Origin of the sequence: Granulicella sibirica (assembly GCF_004115155.1) — a bacterium.
GTDB lineage: Bacteria > Acidobacteriota > Terriglobia > Terriglobales > Acidobacteriaceae > Edaphobacter > Edaphobacter sibiricus.
On record NZ_RDSM01000002.1, the window covers coordinates 67,417 to 84,183 of the forward strand.

Sequence of the window (16,767 nt, forward strand, 5' to 3'; positions counted from 1 at the left end):
AGGCCCTAGCTATCCTCATCGGATGGGAGACCCATCCGGTCCTTCGCTCCCTGCCGTCGCCCGGTGGCCGCCACCTGTTTGCCGGCCTTCGCCAGACCCCAGAGCGGCATATTCGCATAAACACACTCGTATCGATTCGCCGCAACTTCGTACGTCTCGTGCCAGATCCCGACACTGCCGTCCGAACCGACGCTCCGATTAAACGCCGCCCACGCCGGTAGATGGTGCGCGTTCCGATCCTGTGCATAAGTATGAAGCTGTTCGAAGCTCCGCCAGTACTGCACCATGGCCACGCCACGCCACGTAAACATCGGCTCGGCATACAGGAATCCCATCTCGGGATGGGCGACCAGCTCTCGAATCATCGGTCCCATGGCCCTCGCGACCGGCATCCACTTTCCGAAAGCAAAGAAGCGGTTGATCCGAAAGCCGATGAGAAAAATGACAAAAGGCCCCTCTATCCGAGCTGACGCGCGTCCCGCGAATATCTTTGCCACGTTGTTCCCCAGTCCCGGTAGAGCTACTCCGCCTTCACCAGCGTCAGTGCCGTCAAATTCCTCACCCACCGCTGTGGCTTGCTGTCCTCCGAGCTGACCAGCTTGAAAGCCCCATCGTCGCCCAGCGCTTGCCCGCCCAGCTTCGTCGCCACGAGGACCTGCCCGGCATGCGCCGCCCCGTCGATCTCGATCCCCGAGTACAGCACCCAGTACTTGTCCGTCCCCGCCGCCTTCACATAGCTCCGCAGCAGCGCCTTCCCCAACGAGCCGTCCCCGGCCCCAGCCTTCGCGAGCACCTCCGTCAGCAAAACCCCGGAGTACGTCTCGTCCATGCTGTTGTGCGCGTTATGGACGGTCACCGTCTTCTGCGTCATCGCCTCCAGGTCCGCCGTGGTGAAGGTAACCGTCTTTCCCTCGACCGACACCATCAGTGCCGCGGAAGGCACAGCCTTGGCGTGGGCATGCTCCGCCATCGGAGCCCCGGCCTGCGCTCCGCCGCACACGGGAAACGCACCCAGACTGAAAACAAGAGCCACAAACGGGAGCGCCACGGCACGCGACATGTTCATGCCTTCAGCCTAACCCACACGTCGTCGTATACTCAAAACCATGTCCATGATCCGCGACGCTGCCGCCATCGCCAAGGGAATGTCCATCACCTTCAAGGAGATGTTCCAGCCCACCGAAGTTGAAAACTACCCCGACGGCAAAGGCCCCATGCGCGGCGCCATCTTTCAGGAGCGTTTTCGCGGCAAGCACCAGCTCCAGCGCGACGAAGATGGCCTCGAAAAATGCGTCGCCTGCTTCCTCTGCGCCGCGGCCTGTCCTTCGAACTGCATCTACATCGAAGCCGCCGAGAACACCGAAGAGGTCCGCATCTCTTCCGCCGAGCGCTACGCCAAGGTCTACAACATCGACTACAACCGCTGCATCTTCTGCGGTTACTGTGTCGAGGCCTGCCCCACCGACGCCATCACCCACGGCCATGGCTTCGAGCTCGCCTCGCTCAACGCGACCACCCTGGTCATGCGCAAGGAAGACCTTCTCGTCGGCATCCGCCCCGCGCTTCCGCTCGAGGGCCGCAACGAGCAGGATCTCGCGAACGTGCTCAGCTAAGACTCTTTAGCCAAAGTGAACGCACCCTCCCAGCCTTGGCGGGAAGCCCTTGAGCTCTACGTCCGGGAGAACGCGAAGCCGGCGAAAAGTACGGCCACCAGCCCCGCCTCTATGCACTCACCCAGGTCATCGGGACAGAACTGACCTACGACGATGACGTCGTCTACGCCGCGGCCTGGCTGCATGATATGGGCGTCTTCGTCGGCCACCGCCCGGAGGAGCAGGAAGCCCTCGAACGTTGGGACAGCGTCGCCTACGCGGTTGATCTCGCCCCCAGGGTCCTGATCTCCAACGGCTTTCCCTCCGCGAAGCTTGAAGCCGTCGTCGAGTGCATTCGGCACCACCAGCCCTCGACCGAGCCAAAGTCCCTCGAGAGCACCATCCTCCGCGACGCCGACATCCTCGAGCAGCTCGGAGCCATCGGCATCCTTCGCACCGTAGCCAAGGTCGGCCGCGACACCCGTTTCGTCACCTTTTCGGACGCCGTCGCCTCACTCCAGAAGGCGCTCGACCATCTGCCCCCTCTTCTTCGCCTTGCCTCCGCACGCCGCCTGGCCGAGGAGCGCATTCGCATCCTCCGCGAGTTCCTGCAGGCCGCAGCCACCGAGGGAAGCGGGCGTCTGCACTAGACAACGCCATCTTCCGTTCAAGACTTGTTATGTCGCATATGTAACATTGGATTCCGACAAAAAACAAAATACAAGTTCTGCAAACCCTTTTGTAAACTCTACGGGTACCCTCCGTTTTATTCCGATTCGCGGACGGTCGGGGTCTGTTTCGGCCTCAAACCGCCGCAGGCTGGTGTGCGAAAAATGTTGTCGCAGGAGCAAGGTCTTTGGTACCGGTAACCGGCAGCTCACAACCCGAACAGAAGCAGAGAATCCTCCACATCTGCCGGCGCGAGATGCTCCGGCCTCTTCGCGACCAGATCCTCCGCATCTCCGGCTTCGAGGTCGACTCCACCCTCAGCGCCACGGACGGTCTGTCAATCTTCATGACCAAGCCCTTCGACCTCGTCCTCATCGACGTTGAGGGAGAGGACGGCATCCCTGAAGCTGAGCACCTCTGTTCCGAGGTCAAGACCGCCAGGCACGAGCAACTCGTCGCCTTCGTTTGCAACTGGCGCGTCGCCATCCTCACCGACTGCCCCGACGAGATCCTCCGCACAGAGTTCGACCCCGCCTCGTTCGTCGAAGGCGTCCGCGACATCGTCGTCCGCCACTAGACATCAGCGCCTTTCCTCAGCCCAGCTGGTTGGGTGCCCCATCTTCGCCGATGGTCTCATCGTCGGCTAAGGTGGCAGCGTAAGCGGCCAGGTCGCGGTCCTTGCCCTGGATCGCTATTCCTGTTGCCTTCGCTTCTTTGGTTGTCATTCCCGAACGGAATCTGCGTCTCCTGTTGCCGTTCCTCCTTCCATTCCCTTCGCATCTCACTCGAACGAGGTGCAGGCGATGACCGCAAAGAAGGCCGCAGCAAAGAAAACCGCAGCAAAGAAACCTCCCGCAAAGAAGACCGCCGCCAACTACACCGACCCAGCCCTCCGCGAGAAGATCAAGCAGAAGCTCATGAAGGGCGATAAGGGCGGCAAACCCAATCAATGGAGCGCCCGCAAGGCTCAGCTCGTAGCCTCCGAGTACAAGGCCGAGGGCGGCGAGTACAAGCACGAACGCAGCGAGTCTCAGCAGCACCTCAAGGACTGGGGTGACGAGAAGTGGCACACCACCGACGGAAAGCCGGCCATCCAGGAGAAATCCACCAGCCGTTACCTCCCGGACAAAGCCTGGGACAAGCTCACTCCCGCCGAACAGAAGGCCACCGACGCAAAAAAGAAACGAGCGTCGAAGACCGGCAAGCAATTCGTCCCAAATACAGAAAAAGCGAAAAAAGCCCGTAAATCGGCCACAAAGAAATAGCATCGAAAACGATCGGGCGGAAACCGCACATATGGGTGCGATACCGCCTGTGGGTGAGCTTGCACCCGCGCCCGCATTGGTGCTACAAACGATCTATTCCAGTCTGCTTCGGCAGATTTGAATTTCATGCAGAGTGGTTGAGGGACGAGCCCTGAGACGCCACGACAACCGGACAGCTACTTGGTACCGGTGTCAACTCTCTCCTGGAAACGGGGAACATGAGATTCGGAGCACGCAGTTCCGCATTCAGGACTGCATCCGTTTTCTCCCCTCCCTGAAAACAAGAGAGCGCGTCGAGAGAACGGACCCTCCCCCGCTCAGGGAGATCAAATGGAGTATTCCTGTACCGCGTACGAGTTGAAGTGCAATGAGTGCGGCAAACGCTACGGCAACCGCCCTCTCTCCGGATGCCCCGACTGCCTCGCGCCCCTCGAAATCGCCTATGACCTCGACTCCGCTCGCGGCGAATTCACCCGCGAAGCGATTGAAGCCGGACCAGCAAATATCTGGCGCTACAAGCGTCTTCTACCCATCCCCGACGGCTTCCAGCCCGACCTGCCCGTAGGCTTCACCCCGCTCGTCCGCGCGAAGCGCCTCGGCAAGCGCATTGGTGCGTCGAACCTGTACATCAAGAACGACGCCGTCTGCTTCCCGACGCTCTCCTTCAAAGATCGCGTCGTCTCTGTAGCGCTCGCGAACGCGCAGAAGTTTGGCTTCACCACTGTCGGCTGCTCCTCGACCGGCAACCTCGCCAACTCCGTCGCCGCCCAGGCCGCCCGTCTCGGCATCAAGGCCAGCATCCTCGTCCCGGCAGACCTCGAGCCCGCCAAGATTCTCAATACCCTCGTCTACGGCGCTCGCCTCATTCGCATCGACGGCAACTACGACCACGTGAACCGCCTCTGCACCCTCATCGCTGACGAGTACAACTGGGGCCTCGTGAACGTCAATCTCCGTCCCTATTACGCCGAGGGAAGCAAGACGGTAGGCTTCGAGATCGCCGAGCAACTCGGCTGGCGCCTGCCCGACAACGTCGTAGTCCCCATGGCCGGCGGCTCCCTCATCCGCAAGATTCGCAAAGCATTCAAGGAGCTCATCTACCTCGGCCTCGTCGAGGACAAGCCCGTCAAGTTCTTCGGAGCCCAGGCCACCGGCTGCTCGCCGATCGCCGTCGCTGTCCGCGAGGGAGCCGATAACTTTATTCCGCAGAAGCCCAACACCATCGCCCGCTCACTCGCCATCGGCAACCCAGCCGACGGCCCCGCAGCCGCGAAGATGATCATCGCCGACGGAGGATGGGCCGAAGACGTCTCCGACGTCGAGCTCGTCTCCGGCATCCAGGAACTCGCCGAGACCGAGGGTATCTTCACCGAGACCGCCGGCGGCGTCACCACAGCCGTCACCGCGCGCCTCTACGCCCAGGGCCGCATCCACCCTGACGAAACCACCGTCGTCTGCATCACCGGCAACGGTCTCAAGACCACCGACGCGCTCGCCGGCCGGTACGAGGTCGCCCGCGCTATCCGCCCGCGTCTCGCCGACTTCGACGCATACCTCAAGGAGCTCGATGGAGTCTCCGAACCCGAACCAGAACTAGTAGCCGCAGGAGATGTCCGTGTCCTTTAAAGTCATGCTTCCGACCGCCTTCACCCGCCACACCGAGGGTCAGAAGCAGTTCGCCTCGACCGCCCCGAACCTCACCGGTCTCCTCACCGAGATCGACTCCACTTTCCCCGCCCTCGGAACCCAGATCAAGGACGACGAGGGCAAGCTCCGCCGTTTCATCAACGTCTACGTCAACGACGAAGACATCCGCTTCCTCGGCGGCGAGGGCTACGCCTTTCAGGATGGCGACGAAGTCATGCTCATCCCGTCGATCGCCGGCGGCTGCTAACGCACAGGTTACTGAAAGTAAACCAAAGTATTTTCATCGCAGTGCAACGAAACCTCTGTCCGATCCCTCTCAGTAGGAGTACTGGCTCGCGCACCGCGCGATATATCGGACTCAAAGAGGTTTCACCATGTTCCTGATTCTTGCAGTTGTCCTCGTCATCGCGTGGCTCGGTGGTTTCGTCATGTTCAAGAGCGCCGGCCTCCTCATTCATCTCCTGCTGATCTTCGCGGTGATCTCGGTCATCATGCACTTCATCTCGGGAAACCGCACCGCATAACCCTATCGCCAAACAGAGAAAAGGCCGAACCCATCTGGGCTCGGCCTTTCTGGTTACAGTAGGGAAGTGGTTTTACTGGTGGGCCGATGGCTGCGGGGTATGGGCGACCGGAATCACCGCCCCCTCCAGAGCCTCAGGAATCTCTTCCGCCAGCTCCGGCAGCTTGCCTTCAAGCGCGATCTGCAGTACTTGGTCCATCTCCTCGACGAAGTGCAGCTTCATCGTCGTCTTGATCAACTCCGGAAGATCGGCAAAATCCCGCCGATTCTCCTCGGGAAGAATCGCCTCGAAGATCCCAACCCGATGAGCCGCGAGTAGCTTCTCCTTGAGCCCGCCGATCGGCAGAACCTTACCGCGCAGCGTTATCTCTCCGGTCATGGCGATGTCGCGGCGAACCGGGATCTTGGTCAGCGCACTCGCAAGCCCAGTCGCAAGCGTAATGCCTGCGGACGGCCCATCCTTCGGAATCGCTCCCTCCGGAACGTGCACGTGGATATCGAGATGACGATAGAAATCGCGCTCGAGCCCAAGATGCCGCGCGCGCGAGCGAATGTAGCTCAGCGCAGCCTGCGCCGACTCCTGCATCACGTCGCCAAGCTGCCCGGTGGTGGTGAGCTTGCCCTTCCCATCGAGCACCTGAACCTCGGTCTGAAGAATCGTCCCTCCAACCTCCGTCCAGGCAAGCCCGGTCACAAGACCGATCTCGCTCTTCTCATGCACGACGGTGTCGCGGAACTTCGCCACGCCCAGAATCGACTCAAGGTTCTCAGCCGTGATCGTCTCGGCATGCTCGGCGCCGTTCTTCACGACGCGCCGAGCGACCTTCCGGCAGACATTCCCAATCTCCCGTTCGAGATTGCGAACACCAGCTTCACGCGTGTATCCGCGAATGATGCCCTTCAGCGCTCCATCCTCAAACGCAATCTGAGCCTCAGTGAGCCCATTGCCCTCACGCTGCTTCTTGACCAGGTACTGCCGCGCAATCTCGAGCTTCTCGACCTCGGTATATCCATGCAGCCGCAGAATCTCCATACGATCCTGCAGTGGCCCAGGAATCGTATGCAAGACGTTCGCCGTGGCCACAAATAAAACCTGCGACAGGTCGTACTCCACATCAAGATAGTGATCCTGGAACGACGTATTCTGCTCCGGGTCCAGCACTTCCAGCAGCGCGCTCGCCGGATCGCCCCGGAAGTCCGAAGCCATCTTGTCGATCTCGTCCAGCATGAACACCGGGTTCTTCGTCCCGGCCTTCTTCATCGACTGGATCACCTGCCCCGGCAGCGCCCCGATATAAGTCCGCCGATGCCCGCGAATCTCAGCCTCATCCCGCACCCCGCCCAGCGACATCCGCACGAACCGCCGTCCAGTAGCCTTGGCGATCGACATCCCAAGCGATGTCTTTCCGACACCCGGAGGTCCGACAAAGCACAAAATCGATCCCTTGGGATTCTTCACAAGCTGCCGAACCGCCAAAAACTCCAGAATGCGATCCTTGATCTTCTCCAGCCCATAGTGATCCTCGTTCAGGATCTGCTCGGCATGCTCGATCGACCGAATCTCCTTCGACCGCTTCTTCCACGGCACCGCGAGCAGCCAGTCAAGATAGTTCCGCGATACGGTCGATTCAGCCGACATCGGAGGCATCGCCTCCAGCTTTTTCAGCTCCTGCATCGACTTCTCGAGTACATCCTTCGGCATGCCCGCCGCTTCGATCTTCTTCTTCAGCTCATCGAACTCGGACTTCTCGCCCCGCCCAAGCTCCTTCTGGATCGCCTTGATCTTCTCGTTGAGGTAGTACTCTTTCTGCGCCTTCTCCATCTGCCGCTTCACCCGCGACTGGATGGTCCGATCCATATTCAGCTTCTCGATCGCGACATCGAGCACATCGGCGACCTTCGCCAGCCGCGTCTCCGGGTCGAAGACATCGAGCAGCTTCTGCTTCTCATCGATCGAAAGCTGCAAACTCGCGGCGATCGTATCGGCCAGCTTATGCGGCTCGTCGGTGCGCGCATTCGCCGCCGTCGTCTCGTGGTTCAACGACTGCTGCAGCTTCGAATACTGCTCAAAGAGCGTGTGCACCCGCTGCACCATCGCCTCAACCTGCGGTGTCAGCTCCAGGTGCGTATTTCCGGTCCGCAGCGTCGCAACGAAGAAACCATCGGTGTCATTTAGCTCCGTCGCCCGCGCCCGTTCCACGCCTTCGACAAGCACCTTGATATTGCCGTCCGGCATCTTCACGCTCTGGACGATGTTCCCGATCGTGCCCGTCTCGTAGATATCCCCCGCGCTCGGCTCGTCCACCGAGGCGTCGTGCTGCGTCGCCAGAAAGATCTTCCGATCCCCGGTCAACGCCTCCTCAAGAGCCCGTACACTCGACTCGCGTCCGACGACAAACGGCGTCATCATATGCGGAAAGATCACCATGTCCCGAATGGGCATCATGGGAAGTTTCCGTACGTCCCCGCTCAGAATTTCTTTCGATTGAGTAGTCATAGTTCTCCTGAGATTAGACGTTGAAGTCTCGGCAACGATGCAGCCTGCCCCGGGTCTTGTCAGTGATTGTAAAGCGTCGATGACTCGAATGCGGAGCAATCGCACGAAGCAGGTCGATCATGTCAAAACGGGTTCAAACGACACCTGCCAAAGAGAAAAGGCGCAAGTCCGAAGACCCGCGCCTCATTCTGCAAAACTCGAAACCGGTCAGCCGGCTTTTTCGAGAAGCGTCGGCAGCGTCAGGTTGTGCTGCTTCACCATCTCCGCCGTGATGACCACATCCTTGACCTTCTTGTTGCCCGGAATGTAGTACATCAGGTCGAGCATCAGCTCTTCGAGAATCATCCGCAGACCGCGCGCTCCCACCTTGCGCTGCAGCGCCTCACGCGCAACCTCACGAGCTGCATCGTCCGTGAACGTGACCTTCACGCCCTCGTAGTCGAACAGCTTCATGTACTGCTTCAGAATGGCGTTCTTCGGCTTGGTCAGAATCTCGATCAGCGCAACCTCGTCCAGTTCTTCCAGAATTCCCAGAACAGGCAGACGTCCGACGAACTCCGGAATCAGCCCGTACTTCAGCAGATCCTGCGGCTCAGCCTGGCGCAGCAACTCCGAATCCCGCTGCGCCCGGATCGGCGTAACATCGACATCCTTCGCATCCGGATTCGACAGCGCCCGGAACCCAAGCGCCTTCTTGCCAACCCGCCGTGCAATCACCTTTTCAAGCCCGACGAAAGCCCCGCCGCAGATGAAAAGAATGTTCGTCGTGTCGACGACGGTGAACTCCTGGTGTGGATGTTTGCGCCCGCCCTGCGGCGGAACGTTGGCAATCGTGCCTTCCAGAAGCTTCAGCAAAGCCTGCTGAACGCCCTCGCCCGAAACATCGCGCGTGATCGAAGGGTTCTCGTCCTTGCGGCCAATCTTGTCGATCTCGTCGATGTAGATGATGCCGCTCTGCGCGCGCGTTACGTCTCCGTCGGCGGCCTGCAGCAACTTCAAAATGATGTTCTCAACGTCTTCGCCCACATACCCGGCTTCCGTCAGCGTCGTCGCATCGACGATCGCGAACGGCACATCGAGCATCTTCGCCATGGTCTGCGCCAGCAGCGTCTTACCTGAACCGGTAGGCCCAACCAGGAGGATGTTCGACTTTGCAAGCTCGACATCGTTTCCACGCACCTTGTTCATCTGAATGCGCTTGTAATGGTTGTAGACGGCAACAGCGAGCTTCTTCTTCGTCTGATCCTGGCCAATCACGTACTCGTCGAGGAACGCCTTCACTTCCTGGGGCTTCGGAAGCTGCGCCGGAGCCGCGCCCGGAGTCGCTTCCGTACGGTCATCCTCAAGAATGGAGTTGCACACCGCGACGCACTCGTCGCAGATGTAGGCGCGCGGGTAATCCGAGGGGGACGAGATGAGCTTCGCGACCGCATCCTGAGACTTATGGCAGAAAGAACAACGTAGCGACTCGTCGGAACCCCGTGAGGTCTTCATAAATTACTGCGACTCCTGTCTTCTCGCGCAAACCGTCTAGCCTTGAGTTTACACCCGATTGACAGCAGGGGATGGCGCGGCATCCCCTCGGGTACTGAGCGAAAGTGGTACATCAACACGAAAGGCCCCGCAGCGCGGAGCCTTTCATGGCAGCAAGCAAAGTGTTTAGGTGCGGGGGCGATCGATAATGTCGTCGATGATCCCGTACTCGCGCGCCTGCGGTGCGGTCATGATGAAGTCGCGCTCCACGTCCCGCTCAATCTGCGCAAGCGGCTGGCCGGTGCTCTTGCTCATCAGTGTGTTGGTGATCTCACGGATCCGGAGGATCTCGCGAGCGTGGATGTCGATGTCGGTCGCCTGCCCGCTCAACCCGCCCATCGAAGGCTGGTGGATCAGGATGCGAGAGTTAGGCAGCGCAAACCGCTTGCCCTTCTTACCGGCCATCAGGAGAAATGCGCCCATGCTTGCAGCCTGCCCGATGCAGAAGGTCATCACGTCGTTCTTGATGTACTGCATCGTGTCGTAGATCGCGAGTCCGGCCGTAATTGATCCGCCCGGCGAGTTGATGTAAAGCTGGATGTCCTTCTCTGGATCCTCACCGCTCAGAAAGAGCATCTGCGCGATGATCACGTTCGCGACATTGTCATCGATGGGCGTGCCCATGAAGATGATGTTGTCCCGCAGCAGGCGGCTGTAGATGTCGTAGCTGCGTTCACCGCGACTCGTCTGCTCCACTACAAAAGGCATGTATCCCATTGCGCTCTCTTTCTTCTCTACGGCAAAAACGGTTTCCGATTCCTAACAGATGCTTGAGCGCAAGTTAGGAAGCGAGCTTCTCGTACAGGACACTACCTGTCTTCTCCCGGCGCATCTGCTCGCGCATGCGATCGATGCCACCGTCCTTCTGCATCCGCTCCCGCAGGCTCTCGAGCGGCTCGCGTCCCTGGATCGACATGATGAGCAACTCGCGATCGAGATCCTCATCCGTCACGGTCACTCCTTCGGTCTCGGCAATCTTGTCGAGAATCAACGAAGCCTTCACCTCGTTCACGGCCTGGTCGCGCTGTGCGGCGCGCAGACGGTTGAAGTCGAGCTTGCGCATCTCGTCCGACGTCATGCCCTGCTGGGCAAGCGCCCGGAGACCGCGATCCAGCCGCGCATCCACCTGCTGCTGCACGAACGACTCGGGAACAGGGAACTCATACTTGGAGATGAGCTCTTCGAGCATCTTCTCTTTGGCCGCGTTCTCGAGCGCGTCCTTCTTGCGGTCCGCGCTACGCTCGCGCAGCTTCGCTTCGAAGTCGTTCCAGTCCTCGTAGTTGCCGAGCTGCTTCGCGAACTCCGCATCGCGCTCGGGGAAGGTCTTCTTCTTGATCGCCTTCACCTTCACGTCGTAGGCAACGGTCTGACCAGCCAGGCGAGGTTCGCCGAAGTCAGCCGGGTAGCTGACCTCGAACTCCAGCTCCTGTCCAGGCGTCGCGCCACGAAGCGCATCGTTGAACGCGCCAAGCGTGTTCTTGCCGCCAACTTCGATCAGCACATCCTCGCCCGTAATGGGCTCGGTCGTCGAAGCGTTCTCGACGCCATCCTCGCCAACCGTCTGCGCGAGATCCTTCATCTTGCCGGTAAAGCCGATCTCCGCCCAGTCGCCATCGACCAGCGGACGATCCTCATCGACCGTCTCCACCGTCGCATGCGACTCGAGCGCACGCTCCAGCTCCGCCGTGTACTCTTCGTCGGTCAGCTCGACTGTCGGACGCTCCACAGCCACGGAGTCATAGCCAGTGATATCGACCTCGGGAAGAACCTCGAACGCAGCCTTGAAGGTGAGCGGCTGCCCGTCGAACAGGTTCATCTCGAGGATCTGCGGCTGCGACACCGGGTTCAGCGTCTGCTCTTCGATCGCCTGGCGGAAGCGCTGCGTGACCAGCCCTTCAAGGATCTCCTGCCGGATCTCCTTCATGAACTTCGAGCGGATCACCGACTCCGGAACCTTGCCGACCCGGAAGCCCGGGATGCGCGCAAGCTTCTGGTAGCGCTTCGTCACGGACTTGAAGCTCTTGGAAACCTCATCCGCCGGAACCTCGACCGAAATCTCGCGAACCAGCGCGGGATTCAGCGCCGGCCCATGGTTGTGTCCGGAGTGGTCATGGCCCTCATGATCATGATCGTGGCCCGCATGGTCGTGACCCTCATGCGTGTGCTCATCGTGTACCTGTGTCTCGTCTGCCATCTCGGTGTTCGGCGTAAGCTCAGCCGATTCCTTTACGTCCGTAGTCTCTGTCGGGGTCAATGCAGTGCCTTCCAGGGAATCTCATGTTCTGCCGCATCGCATCCCTCCCCGCCCAACCTCGGAGGAGGGTCCCCTCAATCTATTAAGGAAGGATCGCTCGACGGAGGCGCGGGAGGCGCCCACGGCAGGCGTCCCACTACCACTGTACGAGTCTTGGCTACAGGGGGTCAAACCGGGCGGAGGCCCGTCCGCCCGCTCATTCCCGGCCCGGACCCTGCCCGCCTAAATCTTCGGCGAGGAGGCCGCCGCGATCGGGAACAACTCCAGTCGAATCTTCCACTCCACGCTCTGGCCGGGTGCCACTTCCGCCATGCCCGTGTCTTCATGAGCTGGCCACCGGCCGAACGGATCGTCATAGTTCATCTGCGGCGAGATCGACACATAATCCGAGTTCGCCGGAGAAAACACGTGAACCGCCTTGATCGTCGGAGTCAGCGCCGTAATCCTCAGCCCGAACCGCGCCGCCGGGTCCCGCAGCTCGATCATCGGGTGCATGTCGAGCGGTGCCTTCAGGTGCAGGAACGTGTCGTTCAGATCTAGCGTCCCCAATTCCGCCCCGTTTCGGGTGTTGAAGTCGTATTTCGTCCCCGTCACGGGCTTCAACTCACCGTTCGGCATCCCACTCGTGCTGTCCCGGATGTCCGATCGAACGTCAGCGGGAATACGGAGCGTGGCCTTTTTCCGGTCGCCGCTCGGAATCAAAAACCGCGGAGACCACCCAATCCCCACGGGAACCACGCTATCTCCCACATTCTTCACGTCAACCGTCAACTCGATCCACCGGCTGCTCAAGAGTGCCGAAACCTTGGTCTCCGTCTTCGAGGGCCATCGTCCCCCAAAGTTGTCGGTCGCGTACGTCGCCGTCACCGACCCGCCATCCGGCATGGTATTCACACCGGCGTTATTCGAGGGCACGTTCAGCAGCATGCCGCCATAGGCTACCGGTACCGCACTTTCAACCGTATTCGCCGGCAGGCTGAAGACCTGGTTCCGGAGGTTGACCGTCGCGCTCTTTCCATCCATGGACGTCAGCCCAGCCAGCCGCCCCGCCCACGGCAGAAGAAACGTCCCGCCGTCCGTCAGGTTCGCCGCCCCGGCATAATCTTCATCCACACCCGTCATGGCGTGCACCGCCCCCGCCACGTCCGTCGCCGCGAGCAGGTTAACCTCACCCTTTTCCGGCAGATATGCCGAGATCTGCAGCACATCCATACCGCGCCCCGGCAGCAGCGTCGCCGACAGGAACTCCGGAAACAACCCACCCGGAACCGGCGACCGCGAAAGAACCACGGGATCCTGTCCCCCCGGACGCGGCGGCGACGCCTCCTGCTCTTCCGGCGTCGACAGATGCTCTTCTAACTTGTGAAGATGACCCTTGCCGCTCTCGAAATAAGCAACCGACGCGCCGACCACGAGCAGGCCAACGAGAATCCCCGTCACCATGCCGGATCGCATCAGGTTCTGTTTCCCGAAGCTCCCGAGTTTCCCTTCCAGGTTGCTCAGGAAGAGCTTCAAATACATTCTGCTAAGTCTGGGATCTTCCAATAGAGCCGCCGCGATGGATTACCGTACGCCACATTCTATCGGAAAGAACCCTAAGCCCGGCTGAAGGTCGCGGGCAACCCACTCGGAGAGACAAGCCAATTCGATAGAACAAGATAAGGGCACTACGCTCAACTAAAGCTTCCGGATCTGGAAAGGGTCCGCTCACGTGCTACGAGGTATAAGTTCTTCCCAGTCCCAGCGCCGCCAATCCCTTTCGGTACGTAATGGAGCTCCGATCCGCCGGAAAGTGAGCCTCCGCATGCAGGTCGAGCGGCAGATCCTCCGGATACTGCTGCTCCACAATCGCGATGTCCTCCGCGAACACCTGGTAGTTGAAGTCCAGCGTCGCCTGCACCGGCGAGTCCTTGTCGAAGTTCCGGCAGATCGGCACAAACAGCTTCGTCTTCCGCGCCGACACCGGCGAAGCCAAGTTCAAAATATGTAGCTTCCCCCCACCCGGAAACGTCACCGTCAGCTTCGCCGTGAACGGCAGAAACACCTCGAACCTCCGGTGCCACATAAACCCCGGCGGATTCAAATGCTTGAACTCATGCGAGTAGTTGCTCACCGTGCTGATATAGTCCGCCACAAACCCGTCAGCCTTCTTCGTGACCACGTAGTCCGGCACCACCGCGTTGTCCGACTCCCCAAAGCTCTCCACATGCACGAACGCAAAGTGGCTGACATCCAGGAAGCCCTCCACCTGCCGCCCCGCCGCCGCGTTGATCGACACTGCCTCCGGCAGCACCTGGACATAGTCCTTGTCGAACCACTCCTCCAACTCCGGAAGCGGCCTCTCTCCCTCATCGACCAGCCGAACCCACACCAGCCCATATCGTTCCTGCGCCGAAAACATATGCAGCCGCAGCCGTGGCGAGATCGCCCCATTCGGATGTGCCGGGATGCAAACACATCGCCCATCCGGCGCATATCGCAGCCCATGGTACCGGCAGATAATCTCGTTGCCCTCGACGAACCCCATGCTCAGCGGAACCCCGCGATGAAAGCAGATGTCCTTCGCCGCCGTGATGGTCCCGTCCGTCAACCGGTACAGAACCACCCGCTCGTCCAGCAGCTTGGCCGCGTACGGCTTGTCCGTAATCTCATGCGAGAACGCAACCGGGTACCAGAAAGGTGCGAGCGCCCGCCAGTCCGCCTCAGGAAACGTGCACTCCCGGGGCAGCGGAACCGCGTTGAGAGCTGCCGGTGCCGTCAACTCAGAGCTCGGGACAAAGGATGTCAGGGGTTCCATGACCCATTATGGTCTGGGACGAAGAAATCCATCAACCAAAACCGCTTAGGCAAGTTTGACGAAGTGCATCGCGGCCGAGTTCATGCAGTACCGCAGCCCTGTCGGACGCGGACCATCATCGAACACATGCCCAAGATGCGCGTCGCACTCCCGGCAGGAGATCTCCGTCCGCGCCATGCCGAGGCTCCGGTCCGTCGTCTCGACGACGTTCTCCTTGGCGATCGGCTGCCAGAAGCTCGGCCATCCCGTTCCGGATTCGAACTTCGTCTCGGAACTGAACAACGCGTTATCGCAGCACACGCACCGGAAGATCCCCCGCGCATGCAGGTCCCACGTGTCACCGCTGTACGGACGCTCGGTTCCAGCATTCCGCGTCACGTCGAACGAGATCGGCGAAAGCTGCTTCTGCCAATCCGCGTCCGGCTTCACGACATGCGGAACGACGGCCTTCCCCGTAGGCTTGCCGTCTGCGCCGAAGTTGACGATCGTCACCGTCGCCGGTCCGTCGCCTCTGCGGTCATGCGCCGACGCCACTCCCGGAAGGCGCGCCGACCAGAGCGCGACCGCGCCAAGAACCCCGGCGGTCGTAAACAGGAACGCCCTTCGCGTCGAACCTGTAGTGTGGCTTCCACCATTTGCATCGAAATCGTTCCGGTTCATCATCGGGTTGCTCCTAATTCTTTTAACGCTCCACCGGATGAGACAGATTTCCTTCCCTTAGGTTACAGATCGGGAACCGTCACTGGAGGATATTTCCGCTATCCCGTACGATGGACCCTGATGACCGATGGCGATCTACGTGCATGCAAAGTCACTGAAGGTAGCGGAAACGTGCTTCTCGAGCGCGTCTACCCCGCGCCCGGGCACGCATCCCTCACCGCCTTCCAGCGTGACCGCGACCGCATCGTCCAGGCCCGGGCCTTCCGGCGCCTCGCCGGCAAGACCCAGGTCTTCACCTCCCGCGCCTCCGACCACTTCCGCTCTCGCCTCACCCACACCATCGAAGTCGCGCAGATCGCCCGCAACGTCGCCTCCGCGCTCGGTCTGAACGAAGACCTCGCCGAGACCCTCGCTCTCGTCCACGACATCGGCCATCCGCCGTTCGGCCACGCCGGCGAACGCGCCCTCGACGCCTGCCTCCAGCGCCACGGCCTCCGCTTCGACCACAACCTGCACGCCCTCCGCATCGTCGAGCACTTCGAGCAGCGCTACGCCGCGCATCGCGGCCTCAACCTCACCCTCGGCGTCCGCGAAGGCATCGTCAAGCACTCCCGAGACTACGACTCTGTCACACACCCTGAGCTCTCCTCCTACTTTCTTGACCAGAGCCCGCCCCTCGAAGCCCAGTTGATCGACCTCGCCGACGAGATCGCCTACCTCACCGCGGACCTCGACGACGGCGTCGAATCCGGCCTCCTCGAGATCAACCACATCCGCAGCCAGGTCAGCATCCTCGCCCGCTGCTACGAGGTGGTGGAGCGTGAGCACACCGGTGTCGAAGAGAAGTTCCTCTTCAATGAAGCCCTGCAGCTCATGCAGAACACCCTTATCGACGACCTCATCCGCACCACCCGCCAGGGAGCCGAGGCAATCGGGGCGAAGTCGCTCGCGGACATCCGCAACCACCCGCAGCGCCTCTCCGTCTTCTCCCCGCAAGCCGAAAGCGAGCGCCTGGAAGAAAAGCGCTACCTCTACAACACCCTCTACTCCTGCCCCGCTCTCACCCTCGAGCACGATAAGGCGGAAGAGGTCGTGACCAAGCTCTTTGACTTCTGGATGGAAAACCTGGAAGAGCTGCCGCAGGGCTACATCGACGAGGTCGAATCCGAAGGCCACGCCCGCGTCGTCGCCGACTACATCGCCGGCATGACCGACAGCTTCATCCTCCAGCAGTACGTCGGCGTCAAACGCATGGTCAAACCCGGCACCCGCCGCTAACCTTTGCCTTTGCCTTGCTTGTTGCCATTCCCGAAGGGAATCTGCGTCTGCC

17 protein-coding genes, 1 pseudogene and 1 riboswitch are annotated in these 16,767 nt (G+C 60.7%); of the genes and pseudogenes, 8 read left to right on the forward strand and 10 right to left on the reverse strand.

What is annotated here, in order from left to right:
• Positions 1-5: 5 nt before the first annotated feature.
• Together GRAN_RS11150 and GRAN_RS11155 are read right to left on the reverse strand one after the other, a co-directional pair.
• Positions 6-566: a DUF4188 domain-containing protein gene (locus tag GRAN_RS11150; RefSeq protein WP_338323430.1), complete on the reverse strand. Its 561-nt coding sequence runs from the start codon at positions 564-566 to the stop codon at positions 6-8.
• Positions 521-1,060, reverse strand: a complete 540-nt coding sequence (locus tag GRAN_RS11155; protein WP_161570939.1) for a molybdopterin-binding protein — start codon at positions 1,058-1,060, stop codon at positions 521-523. The genes GRAN_RS11150 and GRAN_RS11155 overlap by 46 nt, the downstream gene beginning before the upstream one ends.
• A 46-nt stretch (positions 1,061-1,106) precedes the next feature.
• Between GRAN_RS11155 and nuoI the strand changes: the two genes are divergently transcribed.
• From nuoI to GRAN_RS11170, 3 genes are all read left to right on the forward strand, one after another.
• Positions 1,107-1,613: an NADH-quinone oxidoreductase subunit NuoI gene (gene nuoI, locus GRAN_RS11160; protein WP_128913143.1), complete on the forward strand. Its 507-nt coding sequence runs from the start codon at positions 1,107-1,109 to the stop codon at positions 1,611-1,613.
• A gap of 140 nt (positions 1,614-1,753) precedes the next feature.
• The gene (locus tag GRAN_RS11165) at positions 1,754-2,242 is read left to right on the forward strand and encodes an HD domain-containing protein (protein WP_241654765.1); all 489 of its coding nucleotides are present in this window, start codon (positions 1,754-1,756) and stop codon (positions 2,240-2,242) included.
• Between the two features lie 206 nt (positions 2,243-2,448).
• Positions 2,449-2,838 (forward strand): hypothetical protein, encoded by a 390-nt coding sequence (locus GRAN_RS11170; RefSeq protein ID WP_128913144.1) that lies wholly within the window; start codon positions 2,449-2,451, stop codon positions 2,836-2,838.
• Between the two features lie 16 nt (positions 2,839-2,854).
• Here GRAN_RS11170 and GRAN_RS26660 read toward each other — a convergent pair whose 3' ends face one another.
• Positions 2,855-2,986 (reverse strand): hypothetical protein, encoded by a 132-nt coding sequence (locus GRAN_RS26660; protein WP_277751211.1) that lies wholly within the window; start codon positions 2,984-2,986, stop codon positions 2,855-2,857.
• Positions 2,987-3,064: 78 nt separating this feature from the next.
• On the opposite strand from GRAN_RS26660, the gene GRAN_RS11175 reads away from it, so the two are divergent.
• From GRAN_RS11175 to GRAN_RS11190, 4 genes are all read left to right on the forward strand, one after another.
• Positions 3,065-3,526, forward strand: a complete 462-nt coding sequence (locus GRAN_RS11175; RefSeq protein ID WP_128913145.1) for a DUF5872 domain-containing protein — start codon at positions 3,065-3,067, stop codon at positions 3,524-3,526.
• A 121-nt stretch (positions 3,527-3,647) separates the two neighbouring features.
• Positions 3,648-3,751: riboswitch (SAM riboswitch) on the forward strand.
• A gap of 105 nt (positions 3,752-3,856) precedes the next feature.
• Positions 3,857-5,152 carry a threonine synthase gene (gene thrC, locus GRAN_RS11180; protein WP_128913146.1) on the forward strand — a complete coding sequence of 432 codons (1,296 nt, stop codon included), beginning with the start codon at positions 3,857-3,859 and terminating at the stop codon, positions 5,150-5,152.
• Positions 5,142-5,420, forward strand: coding sequence for a MoaD/ThiS family protein (locus GRAN_RS11185; protein ID WP_128913147.1), 279 nt, complete (start codon positions 5,142-5,144; stop codon positions 5,418-5,420). The genes thrC and GRAN_RS11185 overlap by 11 nt, the downstream gene beginning before the upstream one ends.
• Positions 5,421-5,547: 127 nt before the next feature.
• A complete protein-coding gene (locus tag GRAN_RS11190) occupies positions 5,548-5,697 on the forward strand; it encodes a lmo0937 family membrane protein (RefSeq protein ID WP_128913148.1) in 150 nt (49 codons plus the stop codon).
• A gap of 72 nt (positions 5,698-5,769) precedes the next feature.
• Here GRAN_RS11190 and lon read toward each other — a convergent pair whose 3' ends face one another.
• The 7 genes and pseudogenes from lon to msrB form a co-directional block, all read right to left on the reverse strand.
• A complete protein-coding gene (lon, locus tag GRAN_RS11195; RefSeq protein WP_128913149.1) occupies positions 5,770-8,193 on the reverse strand; it encodes an endopeptidase La in 2,424 nt (807 codons plus the stop codon).
• Between the two features lie 207 nt (positions 8,194-8,400).
• The gene (gene clpX, locus GRAN_RS11200; protein WP_128913150.1) at positions 8,401-9,687 is read right to left on the reverse strand and encodes an ATP-dependent Clp protease ATP-binding subunit ClpX; all 1,287 of its coding nucleotides are present in this window, start codon (positions 9,685-9,687) and stop codon (positions 8,401-8,403) included.
• A gap of 165 nt (positions 9,688-9,852) precedes the next feature.
• Positions 9,853-10,446 (reverse strand): annotated as a pseudogene (gene clpP / locus GRAN_RS11205) (ATP-dependent Clp endopeptidase proteolytic subunit ClpP); the annotation flags it as partial.
• 61 nt (positions 10,447-10,507) lie between these two features.
• Positions 10,508-11,980, reverse strand: a complete 1,473-nt coding sequence (gene tig / locus GRAN_RS11210; RefSeq protein WP_241654507.1) for a trigger factor — start codon at positions 11,978-11,980, stop codon at positions 10,508-10,510.
• A 222-nt stretch (positions 11,981-12,202) separates the two neighbouring features.
• A complete protein-coding gene (locus tag GRAN_RS11215) occupies positions 12,203-13,495 on the reverse strand; it encodes an aldose epimerase family protein (RefSeq protein WP_128913152.1) in 1,293 nt (430 codons plus the stop codon).
• A 199-nt stretch (positions 13,496-13,694) separates the two neighbouring features.
• Positions 13,695-14,777, reverse strand: a complete 1,083-nt coding sequence (locus tag GRAN_RS11220; protein WP_128913153.1) for a Rieske 2Fe-2S domain-containing protein — start codon at positions 14,775-14,777, stop codon at positions 13,695-13,697.
• A 45-nt stretch (positions 14,778-14,822) separates the two neighbouring features.
• Complete coding sequence (msrB, locus tag GRAN_RS11225) at positions 14,823-15,440, reverse strand: peptide-methionine (R)-S-oxide reductase MsrB (protein WP_128913154.1); 618 nt, start codon at positions 15,438-15,440, stop codon at positions 14,823-14,825.
• A 168-nt stretch (positions 15,441-15,608) separates the two neighbouring features.
• On the opposite strand from msrB, the gene dgt reads away from it, so the two are divergent.
• Positions 15,609-16,715: a dGTP triphosphohydrolase gene (dgt, locus tag GRAN_RS11230; protein ID WP_241654508.1), complete on the forward strand. Its 1,107-nt coding sequence runs from the start codon at positions 15,609-15,611 to the stop codon at positions 16,713-16,715.
• The last annotated feature ends 52 nt before the right edge of the window (positions 16,716-16,767 follow it).